Source organism: Streptomyces sp. NPDC001204, from assembly GCF_053598035.1.
Genome location: NZ_JBSFJL010000005.1, coordinates 71,346 through 90,709, shown reverse-complemented (window position 1 = coordinate 90,709; position 19,364 = coordinate 71,346). Strand labels below are relative to the sequence as shown.

The following is a 19,364-nucleotide window of genomic DNA, read 5'->3' as shown; positions in this document are numbered from 1 at the left end:
AGGTCATCGCGTTGTACCCAGGAGTGTTACGCCCAATCTGCGTGGCCCCAGTCACACCCCGTAAGTGCGTAAAAACGGCCAGACGTGGGCAGATGGAGTGGGGTGGTCGCCACGCACATACGACCCCACCGGCGGCTCGCCCCGGTCACTCGTAGCCCCCGCCGGCTCGCGGAGGGATCGGCGCCCGCGGTCGGCCGGCGAACCGCCTCTCACCGGACCCCGCCGGAGGACGGCAGGGCCACAGCCGTGCCGCCCACGCAGGGATCGACGCCCGAGCGGTTCAGTGCTCGCGCGGCGCGGGGACCACCCGCTCGACCTCCGGGTGCACCGTGAGCAGTTGGCGCATGGCGTTCTCCGCCGCGGTGCCGTCGCCGCCCGCGACCGCGTCGACGATCCGGGCGTGCTGCGCGAGGGAGGCCTCGTTCGGCCGGTCGCAGCCCGTGACGGGGCCGCCGGACACCTGGAGGGCGGCCGAGACGATCCCGGAGAGGTGCTCCAGCATCCGATTGCCCGCGATCTGGATGAGCAGCGAGTGGAACTCGGCATCCGCGCGGGAGAAGGTGAGCGCGTCGCTCTGCCCCAGGGCGTGCCCCATGATCTCGACCATGTCGGACAGGCGCTGCTGGATGTCCTCGCGCGCGTGCCCGGCGGCGAGACGCGCGGCGAGCGGCTCGATCGTCCAGCGCAGTTCGCTGAGCTCGCGACGCTGGTCGTCGCGCTGCGGCCCGAAGGCCCGCCACTCGATGATGTCGGGGTCGAGGAGGTTCCAGTCGCTGACCGGGCGCACACGCGTGCCGACGTTCGGGCGGGCGCTGACCAGGCCCTTGGCCTCCAGGACGCGGAGCGACTCGCGGACGACGGTACGCGAGACCTCGAAGCGCTGGCCGATCTCCTCGGGCACCAGCGGACGGTCGGCGCCCAGGTCCCCGGAGACGATCATCTGACCCAGCTGCTGGACGAGTTGGCCGTGCAGTCCGCGGCCGCGGCTGCCCGCGGTACGCCGGCCCACGCGCCCCAGTTCCGGGTCGGCGCCCTCCCAGGCGGGGCTCGCGACGCGGTCGGGGGCGGTCGCCTCGGTGTAGGGGTAACGGTCGAGTTCGCCCGGGCCGACGAGACCTGAGTCTGTGGAGCGGGCGGCGGTCATCATGGTGTGCGCAAGGGTACTCACGGATCCTTTGTCGGCGTCGTCTCCAACTCCCTTGAGGTCTTTGGTGAAAAGCACACGAAAGGGTGATCGCTCACTTCGCCTCAATTGACGCCTTATCGGAAAGAAATGGGCTCTCCCTGGGAAGTTGCGTGCAGAGCCCGACCGAAAGGGAGCGAACCCCCGTCATCGGGTCCGGCTCCGCAGGGCTGTCAGCAGGTAGGCGCACAGCAGCGCGACGAGCGTCAACGCCAGGGCGCCGCCCACGGGTTGGGCGATCATCCGCGCCGCGGCGGCCAGGTAGCGGTCACCGCCGAAGGGCCACTGGAGCAGGAAGACGTGGCGCAGCCGGGCGGGCAGACCGGTGGCGTTCCACGCCTTCCCTCCCATCGCCCACCGCACCAGGGGAGCGACGAGCACCGGTACGGAGAGCACGGCCGCGAGACCTCCCGTGGTGGACCGGAACACTCCCCCGGCCAGCACGCCGGCCCAGGCGCATCCCACCGCGAGGCCGATCCAACTCACGCTCAGCGAGAGCCAGTCGCCGGGAACCTGGGTGAGTTCCTGCCCGTACACGGCATAGAGCACTTCGGCGTTGCAGCCGACCGTGAGGAAGGCGAGCAGCAGCGCGGTCGCGGTGGCCACGGTCAGCTTCGCGGCGAGCAGTCCGAGCCGGCGCGGGACGGTACCCCGGTCCGCCGCCAGCGCGGGGTGGCGGAACTCGTCGCCGAAGGCGAGCGCGCCGAGCAGCCCGGCGCCGAGGGCCGCCGGCGGCAGGGGCAGTTGTCGCGGCCATGCCGCCAGCAGCCGGGGCTGGGGGGCGTGGCCCATCCGCCCCATGACCAGGGCCGTGACGGCGGAGCAGACGAGGACGGAGGCACTGACGAGGAAGCCGGTCCGGACACCGGCGGCCCGGCGCAGTTCGTACCGCAGGGGACGCAGGGGGCTGGGCCCGCGGCGGACGGAGATCGGGGGTGGGAGAACGGACGAGGCAGCGAGTGCGACGGCCTCGGCGGGGCGAGGAGTCGGGATCGAAGGCTGCGGGATCGAAGGCTGCGGGATCGAGGGCTGCGGGGGTGCGGGGTGGTCGGTCGCAGGGTGGGCGAGCGCGGGGTGGGCAAGCGCGGGGTGGCTGGGCGCGGGGTGGCTGGGCGTGGCGTGGGTGGGCGCGGGAGGTGCGGGCGCGGGGTGGACGGTCGTGGAGTGCGCGGCCATGGGCTGCCCGGTCGCGGAGTGGCCGGCCGCAGAGTGCCCGGCCGCAGAGTGCCCGGCCGCAAGGTGCCCGGCTGCGGGCTGCCCGCTCATGGGGTGCGCGGCCGCGAGGTGCCCAGTCGCGGGATGAGCGGCCGCCCGCTGCTCGGCGGGAGGTTGGTCGGGGCGCGTGGTTGCCGCGGCGGCTCCGTCCGGGGCTTCCGCAGATGCAGACGGCTCCCGGGAGGGCGCGGAGACGCAGGCGGCGCCGGTGGCGGTAGCGGCCCTGGCCTCGGAGTCGGCGGTCGGGTCGCGGGGTTCGGGGGTGGTGGTGGGGCCGAGGACTTCGGAGCCGCTGGTCGAGTCGCGGGTTTCGAAGTCGGCAGCGGAGTCGAGGGGCAGGGAAGCGGTGGCAGGGGTCCTGGCCTCGGGGCCGTGAGTCGGTCCCGGTGGCTGGGAACCATTGGTGTGGGCCGCACCGCCGGGGTGGGTCGCGGGCCACGAAGCACCGCTGCCGGCACCGGCACCGGTAAGAGCGACCGAGTCGTCGGGGTGAGTGGTGATGTCCGGGCCATCGGAGCCGATTGTGAGATCCGGGCCGTCGGAACGGGTGGCGGGCGCCTCTTCGCCGGGGCCGGCCGCCCCTTCGTCGGCGCCGGCCGCCGGGACTCGGCTTCCCGTGTGAGCCGCGGGGGAAACCACCTTCGCCCGCGGCTCCGGGGGTGCGCCGACGCCTTGCGCGGCGCCTGACGCATTGTCGGGACGCGGACTGACCGAAGGCGTCTCGCGCGTGGCGACGGACGGCTCCCCCGGGTACGTGCTGACGGACGGTTCCTCCAAGACCGAGCTGACGGAGCCGTCGCCTCCGGCCGAAGCGGCGTACGTGCCCCGTTCACCCCCCGCGAGCCGGGCCCCCTCGGAGCACGGGACGCCTGCGGCGCTCGCTGCGAGCGCGGCCGCGGCCGGCTGCCTCTTCCCGGCGGCCGGTACGACAGCGGACGGCTGCCGCCCGTCGGGGGCCGTCACCGTGTCCTCGGCCCCGGACTCCTCGACCGGGGTCGCCGCCGAAGCCGGTGAACCCGCACCGGCGCCCATGTCACCGACCTCGTCGGCGAGTTGGTGGATGAGGATGCCGTGACGGAACGCCGCCTCGCCGACATCGGCACACGTACTGCCGTAGACGTACAGACGGTTGCCGCTCTCGCCTACGACCTCGACGGAGCGGCGGGCGGTCCGGGCCTCCTTGGCCAGGAGGGCTCCCAGGCGGGAGGCGTGCGGACTGCGCACGGTGACTCGGGGACGCAGCCGGTGGCGGGCGAAGTCCGCGGCCTCCTGATCCGCGACGAGCCTGCCGCGTTCGAGCGTGACGACTCGGTCGGCGGCGCGGGCCGCCTCCTTGGGGTCGGCCGTGGTGAACAGGACAGTACCGCCCTGGTTCGCATGGGCCCGCAGCACACCGTGCAGCCAACGGCATTCCCGCGCCGGCAGTCCGTCGGCGGGTGCGTCGAGCACCAGCGCGTGCGGGTCGGCCAGCAGGACGCAGGCCAGGCCCAGTCGGCGGTCCGCCCCCCGGGACAGTGTGCCCAGTCGCTCCTCTCGGAAGCTGACGAGGCCAACGGTCTCGAGGACTTGGTCGGCGCGCCGCGCCGGGAGACCCACCACGGCACAGAGCATGCGCAGATGGCCACGGACCGTACGTGCGGGGTGTCCTGGGACGCCGCCCAGGAGAACGCCGACCTCGCGCGAGGGATGGGCGACACGGTGCAGGGGGCGACCCCTGAAGTAGGTGACGCCGCAGCCCTGTTGGAGCTCGAGCATGAGTCTGAGCGTCGTCGTCTTGCCCGAGCCCGCCGTTCCGAGGAGTGCGGTGACACGGCCCGCGTGCGCTTCGAAGGAGACGTCGTCGACGGAGGGCGGAAGGTCCTTACGGGAATCGCTGGTCAGTCCGAAGGCCTGGATCACCCGCAGCAAGATAGCGCGTCATGTCCGGTTTTTTCGGGTATCACGCCTCGCATTCGACAACCGCTGGCGTTACTCGGCTCCCTTCTCCGATGGGGCGACAGGATCCGTTCGGCGGGCCCGGCACCGACTTGGCGAACGCGCCGACGCACGACGGCGACGGGCGGACGAGGGTCAGACCTCCGGGCGCAGCATCGGCGGGTTGAGCAGGGTGGCTCCCCCGGCCCGGAAGAGCTGGGCCGGCCGGCCGCCCTGGCGAGTGGTCGTCCCTCCGGTCGGCACGAGGAAGCCCGGGGTGCCCGTCACCTTGCGGTGGAAGTTGCGCGGGTCGAGGGCCACGCCCCACACCCCCTCGTACACACGGCGCAGTTCACCGACGGTGAACTCGGGCGGACAGAACGCGGTCGCCAGCGAGGAGTACTCGATCTTCGAGCGTGCCCGTTCCACTCCGTCCGCGAGGATCTGGGCGTGATCGAAGGCCAGCGGCGCCACCGGCTCTCCGTCACGGCCGTAGCCGCCCTGTTGCAGCAGTTCCTCCACGGGCGCCCAACGGGCGTGTTCGGCGTCGCCGCCCGCCCGAGGCGCGGGCAGGTCGGGAGCCAGGGCGAGGTGAGCGACGCTGACGACCCTCATCCGCGGGTCACGCTTGGGGTCGCCGTAGGTCGCGAGCTGCTCCAGGTGCGCGCCGTTGTCCTGGACCGGGGCCAACGGGTCGTGCACGCACAGCCCGGTCTCCTCCACCAGCTCCCGCGCCGCCGCCTGCGCCAGATCCTCGTCGGCCCGTACGAAGCCTCCGGGAAGCGCCCACCGGCCCTGGAACGGCGGCTCACCCCTGCGCACCGCCAACGCGCACAGGGAATGACGACGCACGGTCAGCACGACCAGGTCTACGGTGACGGCGAAAGGCGGAAAGGCTGACGGGTCGTAGGGCATGCCGCGATCATAGTCGTCTGCCTGACGATAAACACTCCCTTCGCCGGTCGCATCGATGGCTGATCCACATCGGTCCTCCGCTCTCCCGCGAGCCCGGCGGGCGTTCGTTCACGGGCGCTTCTCGGCGGCGCCGCTCCCCCGGTCGGCACCCGACCTGTCGGCGCCTCGGCGACGCGGACCACCCCGTCCCGAGGTGCGCGTACGCGGACGACCCGGCGCCCTTGAAGGACCCGCGCACGGGCCGCCGGTCCGCGAGGTCGCGGGGCGCGACCCGGCCGGGACGGGTCCGTCCACGCGCGTCCGGCGGCAAGGGCGGGACGCCGGTTCCGGCCCCGTTGGGGCAGCGCCTCCGTCGGTTCCGATCGCCTCGCGCGGCACCGTGGCGACCGCGTCGGCCCCTGCGGCCGCGTCGTCCCTGGCGGCCGGTCCGTCCTGCGGCGTCTCGGCCCCGACCGCTGCCGCTACCGCACCGGCGTCCGCGGTTTTCGACCGAGCGCGTCCCTGTCGCTCGGCGCGCAGGCAGCGCCGGACCGACTCGGGGTCGAGCCCCTCGTTGCAGGCCTGGTGCAGAAGGCGGGCGAAGAGGTAGTCGGGGTCCGCTCCCAGCGCCATGGCCAGGGCCTCCCGGGCCTCCAGCTGGTCCCCGGCCGACCAGGCCACCCAGCCCGCGAGGGTCAGGGGCGCCGCGGCGTGCTCTCCGTACGGACCGACGCAACGTCGGGCGAGCGCCCGCCACAGCCGCAGCGCCGGACCGGCCTCGTCTCCCTCCATCCACTCGGCGGCGCGGTCCCGTGTCGTACGGTCCTGGAGGCCCAGGATCAGCGCTGCCGCTTCCTCATGGTCGAGCAGCTGGTCGTCGCGGAGGTCCGCACGGGCGTCACCGGGCAGGAAAGCCGTCTCGGCGAACCGGGTCATGACGCGCTCGGCGAGCTTCAGGGTCTCCTCGGCCACCGACGCGCGCTCGACCTCGTCGAGGATCCTGGGCACCAGGGACAGTCCGGCGGTGTCCAGGGCGATCTCCTGCTCCAGGGCCGCGGCGGTCTCCCAGGGGAGCAGCCTGGCCCGCAGCTCCTTCAGGCTTCCTCTGACCTGGACGCCCGCGTACGCCGCCGCGGCGGCCAGCACGGAGGTGCCGGGCAGTCCCATGGGCAGTCCGTCGTCGGGACAGCAGCCGTCGGTCGGGCAGCAGTACGACCAGAAGCGCCCGTCGGAGATGCACAGCGCCTCGATCACGGGGACGTCGAGGTGGCCGCATTCCGTACGCAGTTTCTGGGCCAGCGGCTCCAGCCGCTGCACGACGTCCCGGCCCGACTCGTCCGCCGCCGGCTCCTGACAGAGGAAGGCCACCATCTGCTCGGGCTTGGCACCCCTGCGCTCGCTGCCCGTGATCAGGCCGTGGGCCAGCTGACGGGCGGCGAAGGGCCAGTCGTCCTTGCTGCCCGGAATGCCGAGCCGGGCACGGCCACCGAAGCGGCCACGCCCGCCCCGGTCGTTCAGCGCGACCAGGACGATGCTGTCCTCGGGGCGGTACCCGAGGAGATACGGCAGGGCGTCGGCGAGCTCGGCGGGGGTGCGGAGGGTGACCTGGTGTTCGGGGGCGGATCCGTCGTACGCGATGTCACCGTTTTCGAAGGATCCTGTCGTTTCGCTGTGATTCGTCATGTGCCGACGATCTCGCGGATCGCGAAAGTCCGCTTGGGCCTGTGGACAACTCTGGACGAGGACACGTCAGCCACAGCCCGCCTTCCGGCACGGCCCGGCTGCCGCCCACCTCTGGTCTTTCCCGGTTGTCAGTGCCGTCCTGTTGTATGGGACGCATGGAGCACACGAACAACGCGGACCTCAGGGCGGCGGCCGACGCGGTCCTCGCCCGTCTGGTCGCGGACGGCACGGGCACGGCCCGACTGCGCGAGGACCAGTGGAAGGCCATCGAGGCCCTGGTCGCCGACCGGCGCCGGGCCCTGGTCGTACAGCGCACCGGCTGGGGCAAGTCCGCGGTGTACTTCGTGGCCACCTCCCTGCTCCGGGCGCGCGGAAGCGGCCCCACCGTGATCGTCTCCCCGCTGCTCGCCCTCATGCGCAACCAGGTCGAGGCCGCGGCCCGCGCCGGCATCCACGCCCGGACGATCAACTCGGCGAACACCGAGGAGTGGGACACCGTTCAGGGCGAGATCGCCGAAGGGGCGGTCGACGTCCTGCTGGTCAGCCCCGAGCGGCTCAACAACCCGGACTTCCGCGACCAGGTCCTGCCCAAGCTCGCCGCGGCGACGGGACTGCTCGTGGTGGACGAGGCGCACTGCATCTCCGACTGGGGCCACGACTTCCGCCCGGACTACCGGCGGCTGCGCACCATGCTCACCGAGCTCCCGCCCGGCGTCCCCGTCCTCGCCACCACCGCCACCGCCAACGCGCGTGTGACCGCGGACGTCGCGGAGCAGCTGGGGACAGGAGACGCCTTCGACACCCTGGTACTGCGTGGTCCGCTGGACCGGGAGAGCCTGAGCCTGAACGTGCTGCGGCTGCCGGACGCCGCGCACCGGATGGCCTGGCTCGCCGACCACCTCGACGAACTGCCGGGTTCCGGAATCGTCTACACGCTCACGGTCGCGGCGGCCGAGGAGGTCACCGCCTTCCTGCGGCAGCGCGGCCACACGGTCGCGTCCTACACCGGCAAGACGGAGAACGCCGACCGGCAGCAGGCCGAGGAGGACCTGCTCGCGAACAAGGTCAAGGCCCTGGTCGCCACCTCGGCGCTGGGCATGGGCTTCGACAAGCCCGACCTCGGTTTCGTCGTGCACCTGGGGTCGCCGTCCTCCCCCATCGCCTACTACCAGCAGGTGGGCCGCGCGGGCCGTGGCGTGGAGCACGCCGAGGTGCTCCTGCTTCCCGGGAAGGAGGACGAGGCGATCTGGGAGTACTTCGCGTCGCTCGCCTTCCCCTCCGAGGATCTGGTGCGCCGGACCCTCGACGTGCTCGCCCGCGCTGAGGGGTCCCTGTCGCTGCCCGCTCTGGAGCCCCTGGTCGAGCTGCGCCGTTCCCGGCTGGAGGCGATGCTCAAGGTGCTCGACGTGGACGGAGCGGTCAAGCGGGTCAAGGGCGGCTGGATCGCGACCGGCCGGCCGTGGACGTACGACGCGCGGCGGTACGAGTGGGTCGCGCGGCAGCGGGAGGCCGAGCAGCAGGCGATGCGCGAGTACGCGGCGGCGACGGGCTGTCGGATGGAGTTCCTGCAACGCCGGCTCGACGACGACAGCGCCAGGCCCTGCGGTCGCTGCGACAACTGCGCGGGCGCCCGTTTCACCGCGGACACCTCCACCGCGGCGCTGGACGCCGCGCGCGTGGACCTCGGCCGGGCCGGTGTGGAGGTGCAGCCCCGACGTATGTGGCCAACTGGCCTGCCCGCGGTGGGCGTCGATCTCAGGGGGCGTATCCCGGCCGGTGAACAGGCCGCTGAGGGGCGGGCTTTGGGGCGTCTCTCGGACATCGGCTGGGGCAACCGGCTGCGGCCGATGCTCGCGTCCCGGACATCCGACGCTCCCCTGCCGGAGGACGTGGCGCGTGCGGTGGTGGGCGTACTGGCCGACTGGGCGAAAGGACCCGGCGGCTGGGCCCCGGGCGCGGCGGACGCGGGACCGCGCCCGGTCGGCGTCGTCACCATGCCCTCTCGCACCCGGCTCCGGCTGATCCACTCCCTGGGCACGCACATCTCGGAGGTCGGCCGTCTGCCGCTGCTGGGCGGCGTGGAGTACACGCCGGAAGCGCGGCGTGTACCGCGGAGCAACAGCGCCCAGCGTCTGAAGGCCCTGGACGGGGCACTGACCGTGCCCTCCGACCTGGTCTCCGCCCTGGCCGTCCATCCCGGCCCGGTGCTGCTCGTGGACGACTTCACCGAGACCGGCTGGACCCTCGCGGTCGCCGCCCGCCTGCTCAGAAGGGCCGGCGCGCAGGCGGTGATGCCACTGGTCCTGGCGGTGCAGGGCTGATGGGACACGTCTGGGTCCCATGTGCACGACGCGGTCGGTCCCAGGAGTCGCGGGGCGAGCGCCGGGTAGGGATATAAGCCGTGGGTCGCCTGATAACGGCCGGTGCCCTCAATTGCTCGTTGCCGCATCCCAGTTCGACAGGAAGAATTGAAGTCCGCTCCCCGCACGGCTCAGCCGTTGGCCGGTAGGGCTCTCCTGCGGTGTGCGCTCCCCCGAATCCGATCCCGCCCGCAGTGTGGGCGCGTAGCCGAAGGGAGGAACGTGACCTTCGGATTCGCTCCGTCCTCGGCGGCATCGTTGTCGACGTCCGCCACCTCCGTCCACCGTGTGCTCGAACCCGCGGAGTGGGCGGCCGCGGGCATCCCGCTGCTGCGCAATCCGCGGGAGGTCGTCAGCGGACTGCACGCCCGGCACCACCCCAGGCCCGCCACCGCCGTGGTCGCGGTCCTCGACCTGGACGAGCGGCTGCGGGCGAGCGCCTCCTTCTCCCGTCGGTCGGCGCCCGCCGACGGCTGGATGTTCCGCAACGCGCTGCTGGCCCAACTGCGCCAGGTCATCCCGCACGACCTGCGGCGCCGTACCCCGGTGCGCACCGCCGTACTGCTCTACTGCCGTGACGGGGACGCGCGTTGGACCGAGGAGGACGGGGCGTGGATGTGGGGACTGCGTGACGCCTGCACACTGCACGGGCTGCGCTGCGGGGCGTACATCACGCTGACCCGGGACGGCTGGCAGGTCCTCGGCGAGGGCCGCGGGGGCCGGCGGCCGCACGCGTACTCGGCACCCGAGCCCTTCGGCACCGCCGAGGCTCCGTCCCCGCTGCCGCGCACCGGCGGCGCGGCCTCCGAGGTGCTGCGCCGCGCGGCGGCCCGCTGACGGACGGCACGCCCCCTGCCGTCCGCTCGTGCCGGACGGGCAACCGGAGCGCGCACGCCGAAGGTCCCGCCGCCGGTCTTGCGGCGCGGCGGGCACGACGTCACCTTCTCTCGGCCCCCGAACAGGTTCAGGACCCCCCGGGAGGGCCGCAGGACCGCCGGACGGACTGAAGGCCGCACGGACTCGAAGCGGTACGGGCTCAGGACCGCCGGACGGGCCGGACGCGGCTCAGACAGCCGCGCCCAGCGCCGAGTTGATCTGCTGTGGGTCGCCGCAGACGACCAGCAGCGCGCCGGCCTTGGTGTGCGCCAGGGACAGGGTCTTGGCGCCGGCGGCCTCGGGGCCGCCGTTGACCGCGACCACGACCACGGGGCGGGACGCGGCACGCGAGGCCACGGCGGCGTCCGTGTAGAACACGTCGTCGCGCGCGTCGTGCTGCGCCCAGTAGGACGCTTCACCGAAGGACAGTTCGTGCACGGCCCACGGATGCGACTGACCGGTGGTGATCACCAGTACGTCGCCGGGGGCACGGCCCGACTCCAGGAGCAGGTCGACCGCTTCCTCGGCGGCGTCGAGCGCGCCGTCCGCGGAAGCCGGAACGAGTTGGATCTGAGGGGTCGCCGAGGCGGCGGGGGCGGTCGCCCGCGACGGCGCGGACTTGGCCGGGGCCGATTCCCGCGACACGCGCTGCGCCGGCGGCGCGGGCCGTACGGGACCTGGACGACCGGGGCGCGGCGGAGCCGCGGGACGGGGGCCGGGAACGGGGCGGGGGGTCGGCGCGGTACGGCCGGCGGACGGCGTGACGCGGGGACCCTGGGCACTCTCGTGAATCTGAGGCTCCTCGGGAATGAGAGGCATGGGCTGATATTTATCAAACGTTGGTGCGGCTCGCGTGGGCGGGTGGCACTTCGGGCCGAGCGGAACGATCAGAAGTCGAAACCGAGCTGGCCTTCGACCTCCGGAACGCCTCCGTCTGCCCAGACGCGGACCTTCTTGAGATGCCGCCACCGGGGCAGCGCATCAAGATACGCCCACGACAGCCGGTGGTACGGGGTGGGTCCCCGCTCCTCCAGCGCGGCCTTGTGCACGGGCGACGGATATCCGGCATTGGCCGCAAAGCCGAAGTCTGCATGCTCGATACCCAGTTCGGCCATCATTTTGTCGCGGTGAACCTTGGCGATCACCGAAGCCGCCGCGACGGCCACGCACGACTGGTCCCCCTTGATGACCGTACGGACCCTCCAGGGGGCGCCGAGGTAGTCGTGCTTCCCGTCGAGGATGACCGCGTCCGGGGGGATGGGCAGTGCCTCCAGGGCGCGCACGGCCGCGAGCCGCAGCGCCGCCGTCATCCCCAGGCTGTCGATCTCCTCCGGAGAGGAGTTACCGAGGGCGTACGCGGTCACCCACGTCTGCAGTTCCGACGCGAGTTCGGTGCGTCGCTTGACGGTCAGCAGTTTCGAGTCGGTGAGCCCGACGGGCGGCCGGCGCAGTCCGGTGACCGCCGCGCAGACGGTGACGGGGCCGGCCCAAGCGCCGCGCCCCACCTCGTCGACACCGGCAATGACCTTCGCTCCGGTCGTGGCCCTGAGAGAGCGCTCGACGGTGTGAGTGGGTGGTTCGTACGGCATGGCGCCCTTAGCCTACGCTGCGCGGATCCCGCTTCGACACCCCGGTTTCCCCGGAGAACCGCGACGTCCCGCACCCGTACGGTCAGCGGTCGGTCGGGGCGGTGGCGGAACCATCGGCCGACCGGTCACCCCTTGGCGATCACGGCCCGCTCGTTCGCTCGTGCACATCCCGGCGTGGCGGGTCGTCGCCACCCGGACGGCTGTGCACACGAGGCTGCCAGCAGCGTCGGACCCCGCTCCACCCGGCCGCGTTCCAAGAATTACAACGTCCAGAAGAAGCCTGATCGTCGGCTCGATCGCCCCTGCGGAGATCACACCTGGAAGCACTCCGCCCGCGTCGGATCGCATTCGTGAATCGACGTGCGAAACACGGAGCGGGGACGCCCCGGGCGCTCGCCCCCTGCGCCGGCAGCGACCGCGAGCCGGAGGTCACACGGACATCGGGACCCAGTCGGGCAGCGCCTCCGTGCGCCGCACCCACTCGGCGGGCGGGGCTCCGGCCTTCCCCGAGGCGAGCACGCCGCCCACGATGGCGCAGGTGGTGTCCACGTCGCCGCCGGCCCGGGCGGTCGTCCAGAACGCGTCCTCGAAGTCGGCCAGGCACCTGGCGGCGGACCACAGCGCGAAGGGCACCGTGTCGTGCGCCGTCGTGCGCCGTCCGCTGCCGAGGACCGCGGCGACGGTGGCCACGTCGCCGTAGTCCAGCATGTCTCGGGCACGCCGCAGACCGGCGCCGACGGCGCTCCTGGCCGGTACGAGGTCGATGACACCGCCGAGCAGCGCCTCCGCGCTCGGCGGCCCGCCGGGCGCTGCGGCCAGCGCGGCGGCCGCGGCCACGGCCATGGCGCCGACGACGGCCTCACGGTGCTGATGGGTGGGGTAGGCGGAGATCTCGGCCTGGTGAGTGGCCTGCTCCGGGTCGTCCGCGTACCAGGCGCCCAGGGGCGCCGTGCGCATCGCGGCGCCGCTCCCCCACGACCCGTGCCCCTTGAACAGCGCGGGCGCCAGCGTGCGCCAGTCGCCGCCCTCACTGATCCGCCGCAGCAGACCGGCCGTCCCCGCGCCGTACCCGCGCTCCGGTGCGTGGCGCCGGGCGAAGGACTCGGCCAGGGCGTCCTGGTCGACACGGTGATGGGCGGCCAGGACGGTGACGACGGAGCAGGCCATCTCGGTGTCGTCCGTCCACTGCCACGGGCCGGACGGCAGCTCGCGGCGCCTGAGCAGCGGGTAGTTCACCGGGGCGAAGAACTGCGAGCCCAGCGCGTCCCCCACGGCGAGCCCGCGCATGCTGGCCAGGGCGCGCTCCAGGCGCACGCCCGGAGAGGAGTCAGGGATCATCGCTCAGCCGTTCCATCCAGTGGTCCCGTACGATTCCGGCTCACACCACTGCTCGAACGGACGGTCGAGCGTGTACTTGCCGTCGTCCCCGAGAACGAGCATCCGCATCTCGGCGTTCCCCGGGTTCGAAAGGCTCTCGAACTCGGCGACGGTCCAGTGGAACCAGCGCATGCAGAAGAGCCGCATGGCCAGGCCGTGGGTCACCAGGAGGACGTTGGGCGGGTGGTCGGGGTCCTCGAAGCTGCGGAAGAGGCTCTCCAGGAAGCCGCCGACCCGGTCGTAGACGTCGGCTCCGGACTCGCCCTGTACGAAGCGGTAGAAGAAGTGCCCGTAGGCGTCCCGGTAGGTCTTCTGGAGGCGCACGTCGTCGCACTCCTGCCAGTTCCCCCAGTCCTGCTCGCGCAGCCGCGGCTCTTCGCGCACGCGTATGAGGTCGGGGTCCAGGTGGAAGGAGCGGAGGGTCTCGTGGGTGCGCCGGTAGGGGGAGACGTAGACGCTCACGCGTTCGCGTCCGAACAGGTCACGCAGTTCCTTGCCGGTCTCCTCGGCCTGTCGTCGGCCCCGCTCGGTGAGTGCCAGCGCGTGGTCGGGTTCGCGCTCGTACACGGTGTCATCGACGTTGCCCGTTGACTCGCCGTGCCGGACAAGGATGATGCGCCGTGGTCGTGCCATGCCAGAACAGTAGATCGGGTCGGCGCTGATCGAGGACTCCAGCGGGCCTCGTACGGCGCAGATCACACAAATCACGCGGCCCACGCCACACGAGCCCGTGGGCGCCCGTCCGCCGTCAGACCGTCCAGGAGCTCTCGAGTTCCACGATGTCGCCCGTGAGCGACACCATGTCGGCCTCCGTCTGGGCGCGCAGCGCCAGGCGCTCCACACGCTCCGTGCGGTACTTGCCGTGCTCGGCGGAGGACTGCCACATGGACAGCACGAGGAACTCGTTGCCGGGAGCCTCACCGAACAGGCCGCGCACCATGCCGGGCGAGCCGGCCATCGCCGGGTTCCAGACCTTCTCCTGCATCAGCGTGAAATGCTCGGCGCGCTCCTCGTGGACCCGGCAGAGGGCGACCCGCAGGAGATCGGCGTCCGCGAAGCGGGGTTCGAAGCCCGTCTTCACGTCGAACCGGTAGTCGAACAGCCGGACCTGGGCGTCCTTGAAGGTGCCGGCCTGCGCCGCCGCCAGCCGGTCGTGGGAGCGGGCCATGAAGGAGTCGTAGAAGGCACGGCTCTCCCAGAAGGCGAAGATGTGCGCGACACCCGGCCGTCCCCGGCTCCACCCGCCCCCCTGTCCCCGAAACCCCGGCTCCCCCAGAAGCCCCGCCCACTTCCGCTGCCCCCGCTCGAAGCCCCGGCGGTCCACCACGGTGCAGCGAATCCACTTGACCAGCACCGCGCCATCGTAAGGCCCTGCGACGTGGCATCGGTCACTCCTGTGGGGACAGCGCCCGCGCAAGCGCCCCCGCGCGCGTGGCACGATGGACAACAAGCGCCCCTGGAACGGAAGTTGAGGCAGAGGGGCGCACGGGGTCGGTCAAGGGGGAGTCGGATGAGCGGACTCAGCAAGGGGATCGGCAAGGTCGAGGTCGCGGTCAAGTGGGATCCCAGTCCCGCGGGGCAGCCACCCACTGATCTGGATCTGGTCGCCGCGGCCTACAGGGCCGGCGACCCGCATGGTGATCCGGCCTATGTGGTGCATTTCGCGAGCCGTTCCCCCGACGGAACCATCTATCTCAGCCGGGACAGCAGGGACGGCCAGGGCTTCGGGTGGGACGAGGTCATGACGCTCGAACTCGACCGGCTCGACGACGGGTACGCGCGCGTGGTGGTCGGCGTCGTCATCCAGCAGCGTCCGGCGCACCGCACCTTCGCCGGCGTGCTCGGTCCGGGAATGCGCGTCCGCGAGGGATACACCGTCCTGGCGGAGTACGACTTCGGCGGTGTGCTCGGCGCGACGGCGGCCACGGTCGCGGAGTTCGTGCGGAACGGGGCGGGCAACTGGGAGTTCCGCCCCGGCGTCCTCGGCTTCGCGGACGATCCGGAGACCTTCACCCGCGCCATGGGCCGGGCGCGCCCGTCATAGCCGAAACGCGTAAGGGGCGCGGCCCATGGCCGACGCCCCTTACTTCACGGCGTTACCGTCAGGTACTGGCGCAGACCACTTATTTCTGGGGCGTCGTATTCCTCTGCCGACGAAGGTCTGCGGCGCGGGCGGCGAGGTAGTCGGCCCAGGAGGTCTTGGCGAATCCTGCCCAGCGGACTGCAGTGTTGGGGTGGAGGCCGAGGATGCTCGCGAGGACTGGTGCGGGCAGGTCGCTGGCGAGCGCGACCAGGGCCGCGTTTCGGGCTGGCCTGGTGTCGATGCCGTGCGACAGGAGTTTTGAGCTGAGGCCGGTCTGAGAGGTGGGGCGGCCGGGGACGAGGCCGGGGAAGAGCCATGGCTCGCCGCGGTTGGTGCGGGTGAGGGCGGCCCGGGTGTGGGGTGCTTCGGCCAGTTGGTGGAGGAGCCTGGCGAGCCGGGGCGGCAGCAGGATCGGGTGCCGATCGATGGTGAGGTAGCTGTTGCCGTCGCGGTGGGTGAGTTGGGTCGCGGTGAGGTGCCGGACGTGGGACGCGTGCAGGCCGAAGAGCAGGATCAGTGCGCCGGCGGCCCGGGTGTCCAGGGCCAGGGTGGAGTCGGTCAGGCACCGTTTCAGCAGTTGCCAGCGGCCGTCTTCGTCCATCAGCCGGCTGGGCTGCTGGCGCGGGATGGAAGGGACGGTGAGTTTGTCGGTGAGGCCGCGGCTGGTGGTCCAGGACAGGAAGTAGCGGATCGCGTAGGTGCGGGTGTTGCCCGCGTCCAGCCAGCGGTCGAGGCCGTCTTGCCGAAGTCCGTCCAGGTCGAGGCCGTGCTCGTCCAGCCAGGCGAGGAACTCCAGAGCCACCAGGACGCGGGTGCGGAGGAACGAGCCCGGCTCCGCCGGGCGGCGTCGCTGGGTGGCGCGTCGTCGGGCTCGTCGCAGCAGGTGCCAGTGCGCGTAGGGGCGGACCAGTTGGATGTGGCCGGCGGGACGGTCGGCCAGGACGGTGTCAAGCCAGGCGGGGATTCGGTCGAGTTCCTCATCTCGCTCTGGGAGGGCTCCGAGGTGCACGAGGGTGTGGCGGACGTAGTGCAGGTGTCGGCTGGGTGGGAGCTGATCGAGCCGCTGGTGGGTGATCGGTTCGCCGGAGGCGGCCAGGCTGGCGAAGAGGGCGGCGTTCGGGCTGTGCGTGAGCCAGTGCAGGATGCCGCGGGGCCGTTCGGCCAGGGCGAGAGTGTCCCGCAGCGGCTGTAGGGGTGCTGGGATGTGCCCGGCGGGGCTAGCCAGCAGCTGCTTGAGGCGGGAGGTGAGGACGCAGCGGGCGCATTGGGCGTCGGCGTAGGTTCGGCCGCCGAGCCCGCAGGTGCGGCAGGTGTAGTCGAAGGCGGTGCCCGCGCAGGCTCCGCAGATCCTGGTGCCGTCCTCGGTGATGCCGATCAGCGGCTGGTGGCGGCCGCAGCCGGTGCAGGTCGCGGGTGTGTCCAGCACGACGGTGTAGCAGGTCGAGCAGACCGGGCCGATCGGCCAGCGGGTGTGGACGCGGCGGGTCCGCCCGCAGCGGCAGCATTTCTGGGTCAGCCTCGGGCGACAGCTCCGGCAGGCCCAGGCGCCATTCGTCCCGCGGTGGCAGGGGCGGACTTTCCTGCAGATGGAGCAGGTGTTGGTGGGCCCGCTGTGGCAGTCCTCGCAGATGTCCGGCCGCGAGCCGGTGGCCCGACGAGCGATGCGTCGGACTTGTCCGCAGCGGCCGCACTCCCGGACCGGCTTCTGCTGCCGGTGGTGGCAGGACGCGCAGAGTGGTCCGTCCGGGCCGTTCGACTTGGCCGGTCCAACGGTGCCGCAGCTCACGCAGGTGTGCTGGGGGCCGACCCAGCAGGACACGCAGAGCGGGGAGTTGTCCGGGCGGCGGGTGACCGGCATGCGGAGTTGGCCGCAGACGGCGCATTCCTCAACGACGTCCGCGTCGACGCGGTAGCAGGAGTAGCAGATGAGGCCCTCGGTCCGGCGGGCAGCGAGCCGGGTGTCGGTGCGACCGCACCGGTCGCAGGTGCCCTTGCTGCTGCGGGCCGAGCAGTTGATGCAGAGGCGTCCGTTGGGGCCGAGCCGTGGGAGGTCCAGGTTGGATCTTCCGCAGTCGGTGCAGGCCGGTCGGACCACGGCTGTGTGTCCCGCAGTGTGCAAGATCTTGGCGAGGCGGACGACGGCAGGCGGGCAGTGGGCTTCGCCGGAGATCAGGGCCGTGGGGTGGTCGGCGAGGTGCTGGTCGAGGTCGCGGAGCGGGATGCCCCGGGCGGCTTGTGCCTCGGACACGGCCTGGACGGCCTCCGCCCGATCGAGGTCGGGCAGCGAGGTGGTGAGCACGGTGATCACGCGGTCCAGGGCGGCCTGCCGCTGTTCGGCTCGGCGGCGGTCGCGAGCCTTGGTCATAGTCCCTCGGGGCGACGGATCGTGGTCCGGCGTGCGGCCGGCAGCGGCCGGACCGGTGCTTCGTCTGCGGTCTTGCGGATCTCCTCGTTGACGACCCGGACCTCGATGAGGTCGCCGGGCTGGCAGCCGAGGATGTCGCAGAGCGCCGCGAGGGTGTCCATCGAAAGCCGCTGTGGGGGCTGGGTAACCAGGCGGAAAACCTGTTCCCGGGACAGGGTGATGCCTCGCTCGGCGAGTGGGCCAACCAGGTCGGTGGTCAGGAACATCTGCCGGGTGGCCATGATCTGCCGCAGGTGCCACTGGTAGCCCATCTTCTTGATCACGTCTCGTCCTCCTCCCAAAGCTCGGCGTGCCGTTCCTTCAACATCCGCTGGAGCAACCGGTTGCGGTACTCGTCCGAGACGCCGGTGTAGATCGCGGTGGTGCTGGCGTAGGCGTGGCCGACCTGGTCCTGGACGAACCGCTCGGGGTAGCCGAACTCGACGAGATGCGTGACGTAGCTGTGGCGAAGCCCGTGCAAGTCGAGTTCTTCGGGCAGGTCTGCAGCTTTGCGGGCGGTCTCGAAGGCTTCGTCCAGGCGGCGGGCGGACATCCGACCACGGCGTTCGGTGATCCAGAGGGCGGGGTGCCTTCCCGGGGAGAAGGCCGGGCGGACCTCCTGCAGGTACTGGTCGAGGAGGTCGACACTCCAGTCCAGTTCGGGGACGGTCAAGACGGTGCGGCGCTTGGGCGGCCCTCCCTTCGAGGACTTTCCGTAGCGTACGAACAGGCCGCCAAACCGGCCGTACTGCGGCATCTTCGGATTCCGACGTAGGTCAGCCACGTCCAGCCCGCAGGCTTCCTGACGGCGGAGCCCGTAGGCGTAGACGGTTTTGAGGAGGATCGCGTCCCGAAGGGCAGCAAGCGAGCCCTTGCGACGCCGGGCCCGGATCTCGGCGACCCGTGCGTCAGCCGCGTCGAACAGAGCCTGGACCTCGTCGTAGGTCAGCGGGCGCCGACCGGCGTCGCCCTCGTATTCGCTGCTGTGGGTGACCGTGTTCCACTCGTGCAGGATCTGCACGGGCGCCTGGCCGAAGCGTTCCAGACAGCGCACGGGCCAGCCGTAGCGAGCGTCAGTGGCGTACTCGCAGAACATTCGGAGCGCGTTCTGGTAGTTCCGCCCGGTGGACGCGGCGAACTTCTTGCGCCGCGACCTTAGGTGGTCGATGAACGCCTCGACCTCGGCAGGCTCCCACTGCCAGGGGTACTGATTAGTGAACTCCGCGAACCGCCGCACCACCGACAGCCGCGGCTTGATCGTCCCGTCCTCGTCCAGGAACCGGGTCCTTTGCTGCCGGGCCCAGCCGTCCAGCATCGCCTCGAAAACCGCCGGCTCCGGTTCCAGATGCACGACGCCGTCGGCCAGCACCAGGTGCGCGGCACCCGGCAGATCCACCCCTCGACTCACGATGCATTCAACGCAACATCGTTGAATCGGTTACGGCGGCGTGCCTGGCCAGCGGAAACGGGGCTGGCCGCCCCGGGTGTAGGCCCGGGACGGCCAGTATCACTTCTTCTTGGTCTTGCCGGTCTTCGTCTGCGACAACGCGCTGGCCGCCACAGACTTCTGCGCCGGGGTCGACTTCGGGCTGGTCAGCTGCTTGCTGGCCTTCGCGGCGACCTTCTTGCTGGTCTGACGCTTGTTCGTCATGTCCATCACTCCCTTCCTGGTTGCTTTTGCATCGCAGACCAGGACGTGATGTCATGCAGGTCCTTACACGCGCAGGACATTACGTTCCTGACCGCAACGACCGCCCGGCCCCCTACAAGGCTGGGCGTTCGTCAT

At 71.8% G+C, this 19,364-nt stretch carries 16 protein-coding genes; 3 read left to right on the top strand and 13 right to left on the bottom strand.

Annotated features, from left to right (window positions below; all coding sequences use genetic code 11):
* Nucleotides 1-280: 280 nt before the first annotated feature.
* The 4 genes from ACWC91_RS09205 to ACWC91_RS09190 all read right to left on the bottom strand — a co-directional run bounded on the left by ACWC91_RS09205 (nucleotide 281) and on the right by ACWC91_RS09190 (nucleotide 6,889).
* Entirely contained in the window at nucleotides 281-1,168 is an 888-nt protein-coding gene (locus ACWC91_RS09205; RefSeq protein ID WP_225075910.1) for a FadR/GntR family transcriptional regulator, read from the bottom strand.
* Nucleotides 1,169-1,330: 162 nt separating this feature from the next.
* Nucleotides 1,331-4,297, bottom strand: a complete 2,967-nt coding sequence (locus tag ACWC91_RS09200; RefSeq protein WP_450640170.1) for an ATP-binding cassette domain-containing protein — start codon at nucleotides 4,295-4,297, stop codon at nucleotides 1,331-1,333.
* Between the two features lie 171 nt (nucleotides 4,298-4,468).
* On the bottom strand, nucleotides 4,469-5,227 hold the full coding sequence (locus ACWC91_RS09195; RefSeq protein WP_141357628.1) for an NUDIX hydrolase: 759 nt from the start codon (nucleotides 5,225-5,227) through the stop codon (nucleotides 4,469-4,471).
* Between the two features lie 108 nt (nucleotides 5,228-5,335).
* Nucleotides 5,336-6,889 carry a DUF4192 domain-containing protein gene (locus ACWC91_RS09190; RefSeq protein WP_450640172.1) on the bottom strand — a complete coding sequence of 518 codons (1,554 nt, stop codon included), beginning with the start codon at nucleotides 6,887-6,889 and terminating at the stop codon, nucleotides 5,336-5,338.
* A 155-nt stretch (nucleotides 6,890-7,044) separates the two neighbouring features.
* Here ACWC91_RS09190 and ACWC91_RS09185 point away from each other — a divergent pair, with 155 nt between their 5' ends.
* The gene (locus ACWC91_RS09185) at nucleotides 7,045-9,210 is read left to right on the top strand and encodes a RecQ family ATP-dependent DNA helicase (protein ID WP_450640174.1); all 2,166 of its coding nucleotides are present in this window, start codon (nucleotides 7,045-7,047) and stop codon (nucleotides 9,208-9,210) included.
* Between the two features lie 261 nt (nucleotides 9,211-9,471).
* Nucleotides 9,472-10,086, top strand: a complete 615-nt coding sequence (locus ACWC91_RS09180; protein WP_225075914.1) for a hypothetical protein — start codon at nucleotides 9,472-9,474, stop codon at nucleotides 10,084-10,086.
* 228 nt (nucleotides 10,087-10,314) lie between these two features.
* Here ACWC91_RS09180 and ACWC91_RS09175 read toward each other — a convergent pair whose 3' ends face one another.
* From ACWC91_RS09175 to ACWC91_RS09155, 5 genes are all read right to left on the bottom strand, one after another.
* Nucleotides 10,315-10,944, bottom strand: coding sequence for a hypothetical protein (locus ACWC91_RS09175; RefSeq protein WP_450640177.1), 630 nt, complete (start codon nucleotides 10,942-10,944; stop codon nucleotides 10,315-10,317).
* A gap of 68 nt (nucleotides 10,945-11,012) precedes the next feature.
* Complete coding sequence (locus ACWC91_RS09170) at nucleotides 11,013-11,714, bottom strand: ribonuclease HII (RefSeq protein ID WP_225075916.1); 702 nt, start codon at nucleotides 11,712-11,714, stop codon at nucleotides 11,013-11,015.
* 429 nt (nucleotides 11,715-12,143) lie between these two features.
* On the bottom strand, nucleotides 12,144-13,052 hold the full coding sequence (locus ACWC91_RS09165; RefSeq protein WP_225075917.1) for an ADP-ribosylglycohydrolase family protein: 909 nt from the start codon (nucleotides 13,050-13,052) through the stop codon (nucleotides 12,144-12,146).
* Nucleotides 13,053-13,055: 3 nt separating this feature from the next.
* Nucleotides 13,056-13,724: a histidine phosphatase family protein gene (locus ACWC91_RS09160; RefSeq protein WP_225075918.1), complete on the bottom strand. Its 669-nt coding sequence runs from the start codon at nucleotides 13,722-13,724 to the stop codon at nucleotides 13,056-13,058.
* 115 nt (nucleotides 13,725-13,839) lie between these two features.
* A complete protein-coding gene (locus ACWC91_RS09155; RefSeq protein ID WP_281157259.1) occupies nucleotides 13,840-14,445 on the bottom strand; it encodes a YdbC family protein in 606 nt (201 codons plus the stop codon).
* A gap of 156 nt (nucleotides 14,446-14,601) precedes the next feature.
* Between ACWC91_RS09155 and ACWC91_RS09150 the strand changes: the two genes are divergently transcribed.
* Nucleotides 14,602-15,135: a TerD family protein gene (locus tag ACWC91_RS09150; protein WP_450640180.1), complete on the top strand. Its 534-nt coding sequence runs from the start codon at nucleotides 14,602-14,604 to the stop codon at nucleotides 15,133-15,135.
* A gap of 79 nt (nucleotides 15,136-15,214) precedes the next feature.
* On the opposite strand, the gene ACWC91_RS09145 is transcribed toward ACWC91_RS09150, so the two are convergent.
* The 4 genes from ACWC91_RS09145 to ACWC91_RS09130 all read right to left on the bottom strand — a co-directional run bounded on the left by ACWC91_RS09145 (nucleotide 15,215) and on the right by ACWC91_RS09130 (nucleotide 19,229).
* Nucleotides 15,215-17,539: an XRE family transcriptional regulator gene (locus tag ACWC91_RS09145; RefSeq protein WP_450640181.1), complete on the bottom strand. Its 2,325-nt coding sequence runs from the start codon at nucleotides 17,537-17,539 to the stop codon at nucleotides 15,215-15,217.
* Nucleotides 17,536-17,862: a helix-turn-helix domain-containing protein gene (locus tag ACWC91_RS09140; RefSeq protein ID WP_450640183.1), complete on the bottom strand. Its 327-nt coding sequence runs from the start codon at nucleotides 17,860-17,862 to the stop codon at nucleotides 17,536-17,538. The genes ACWC91_RS09145 and ACWC91_RS09140 overlap by 4 nt, the downstream gene beginning before the upstream one ends.
* Nucleotides 17,859-18,974: a tyrosine-type recombinase/integrase gene (locus tag ACWC91_RS09135; protein WP_450640184.1), complete on the bottom strand. Its 1,116-nt coding sequence runs from the start codon at nucleotides 18,972-18,974 to the stop codon at nucleotides 17,859-17,861. Before ACWC91_RS09135 ends, ACWC91_RS09140 begins: the two co-directional genes overlap by 4 nt.
* A 111-nt stretch (nucleotides 18,975-19,085) precedes the next feature.
* A complete protein-coding gene (locus ACWC91_RS09130) occupies nucleotides 19,086-19,229 on the bottom strand; it encodes a hypothetical protein (protein WP_167358901.1) in 144 nt (47 codons plus the stop codon).
* Nucleotides 19,230-19,364: the final 135 nt, after the last annotated feature.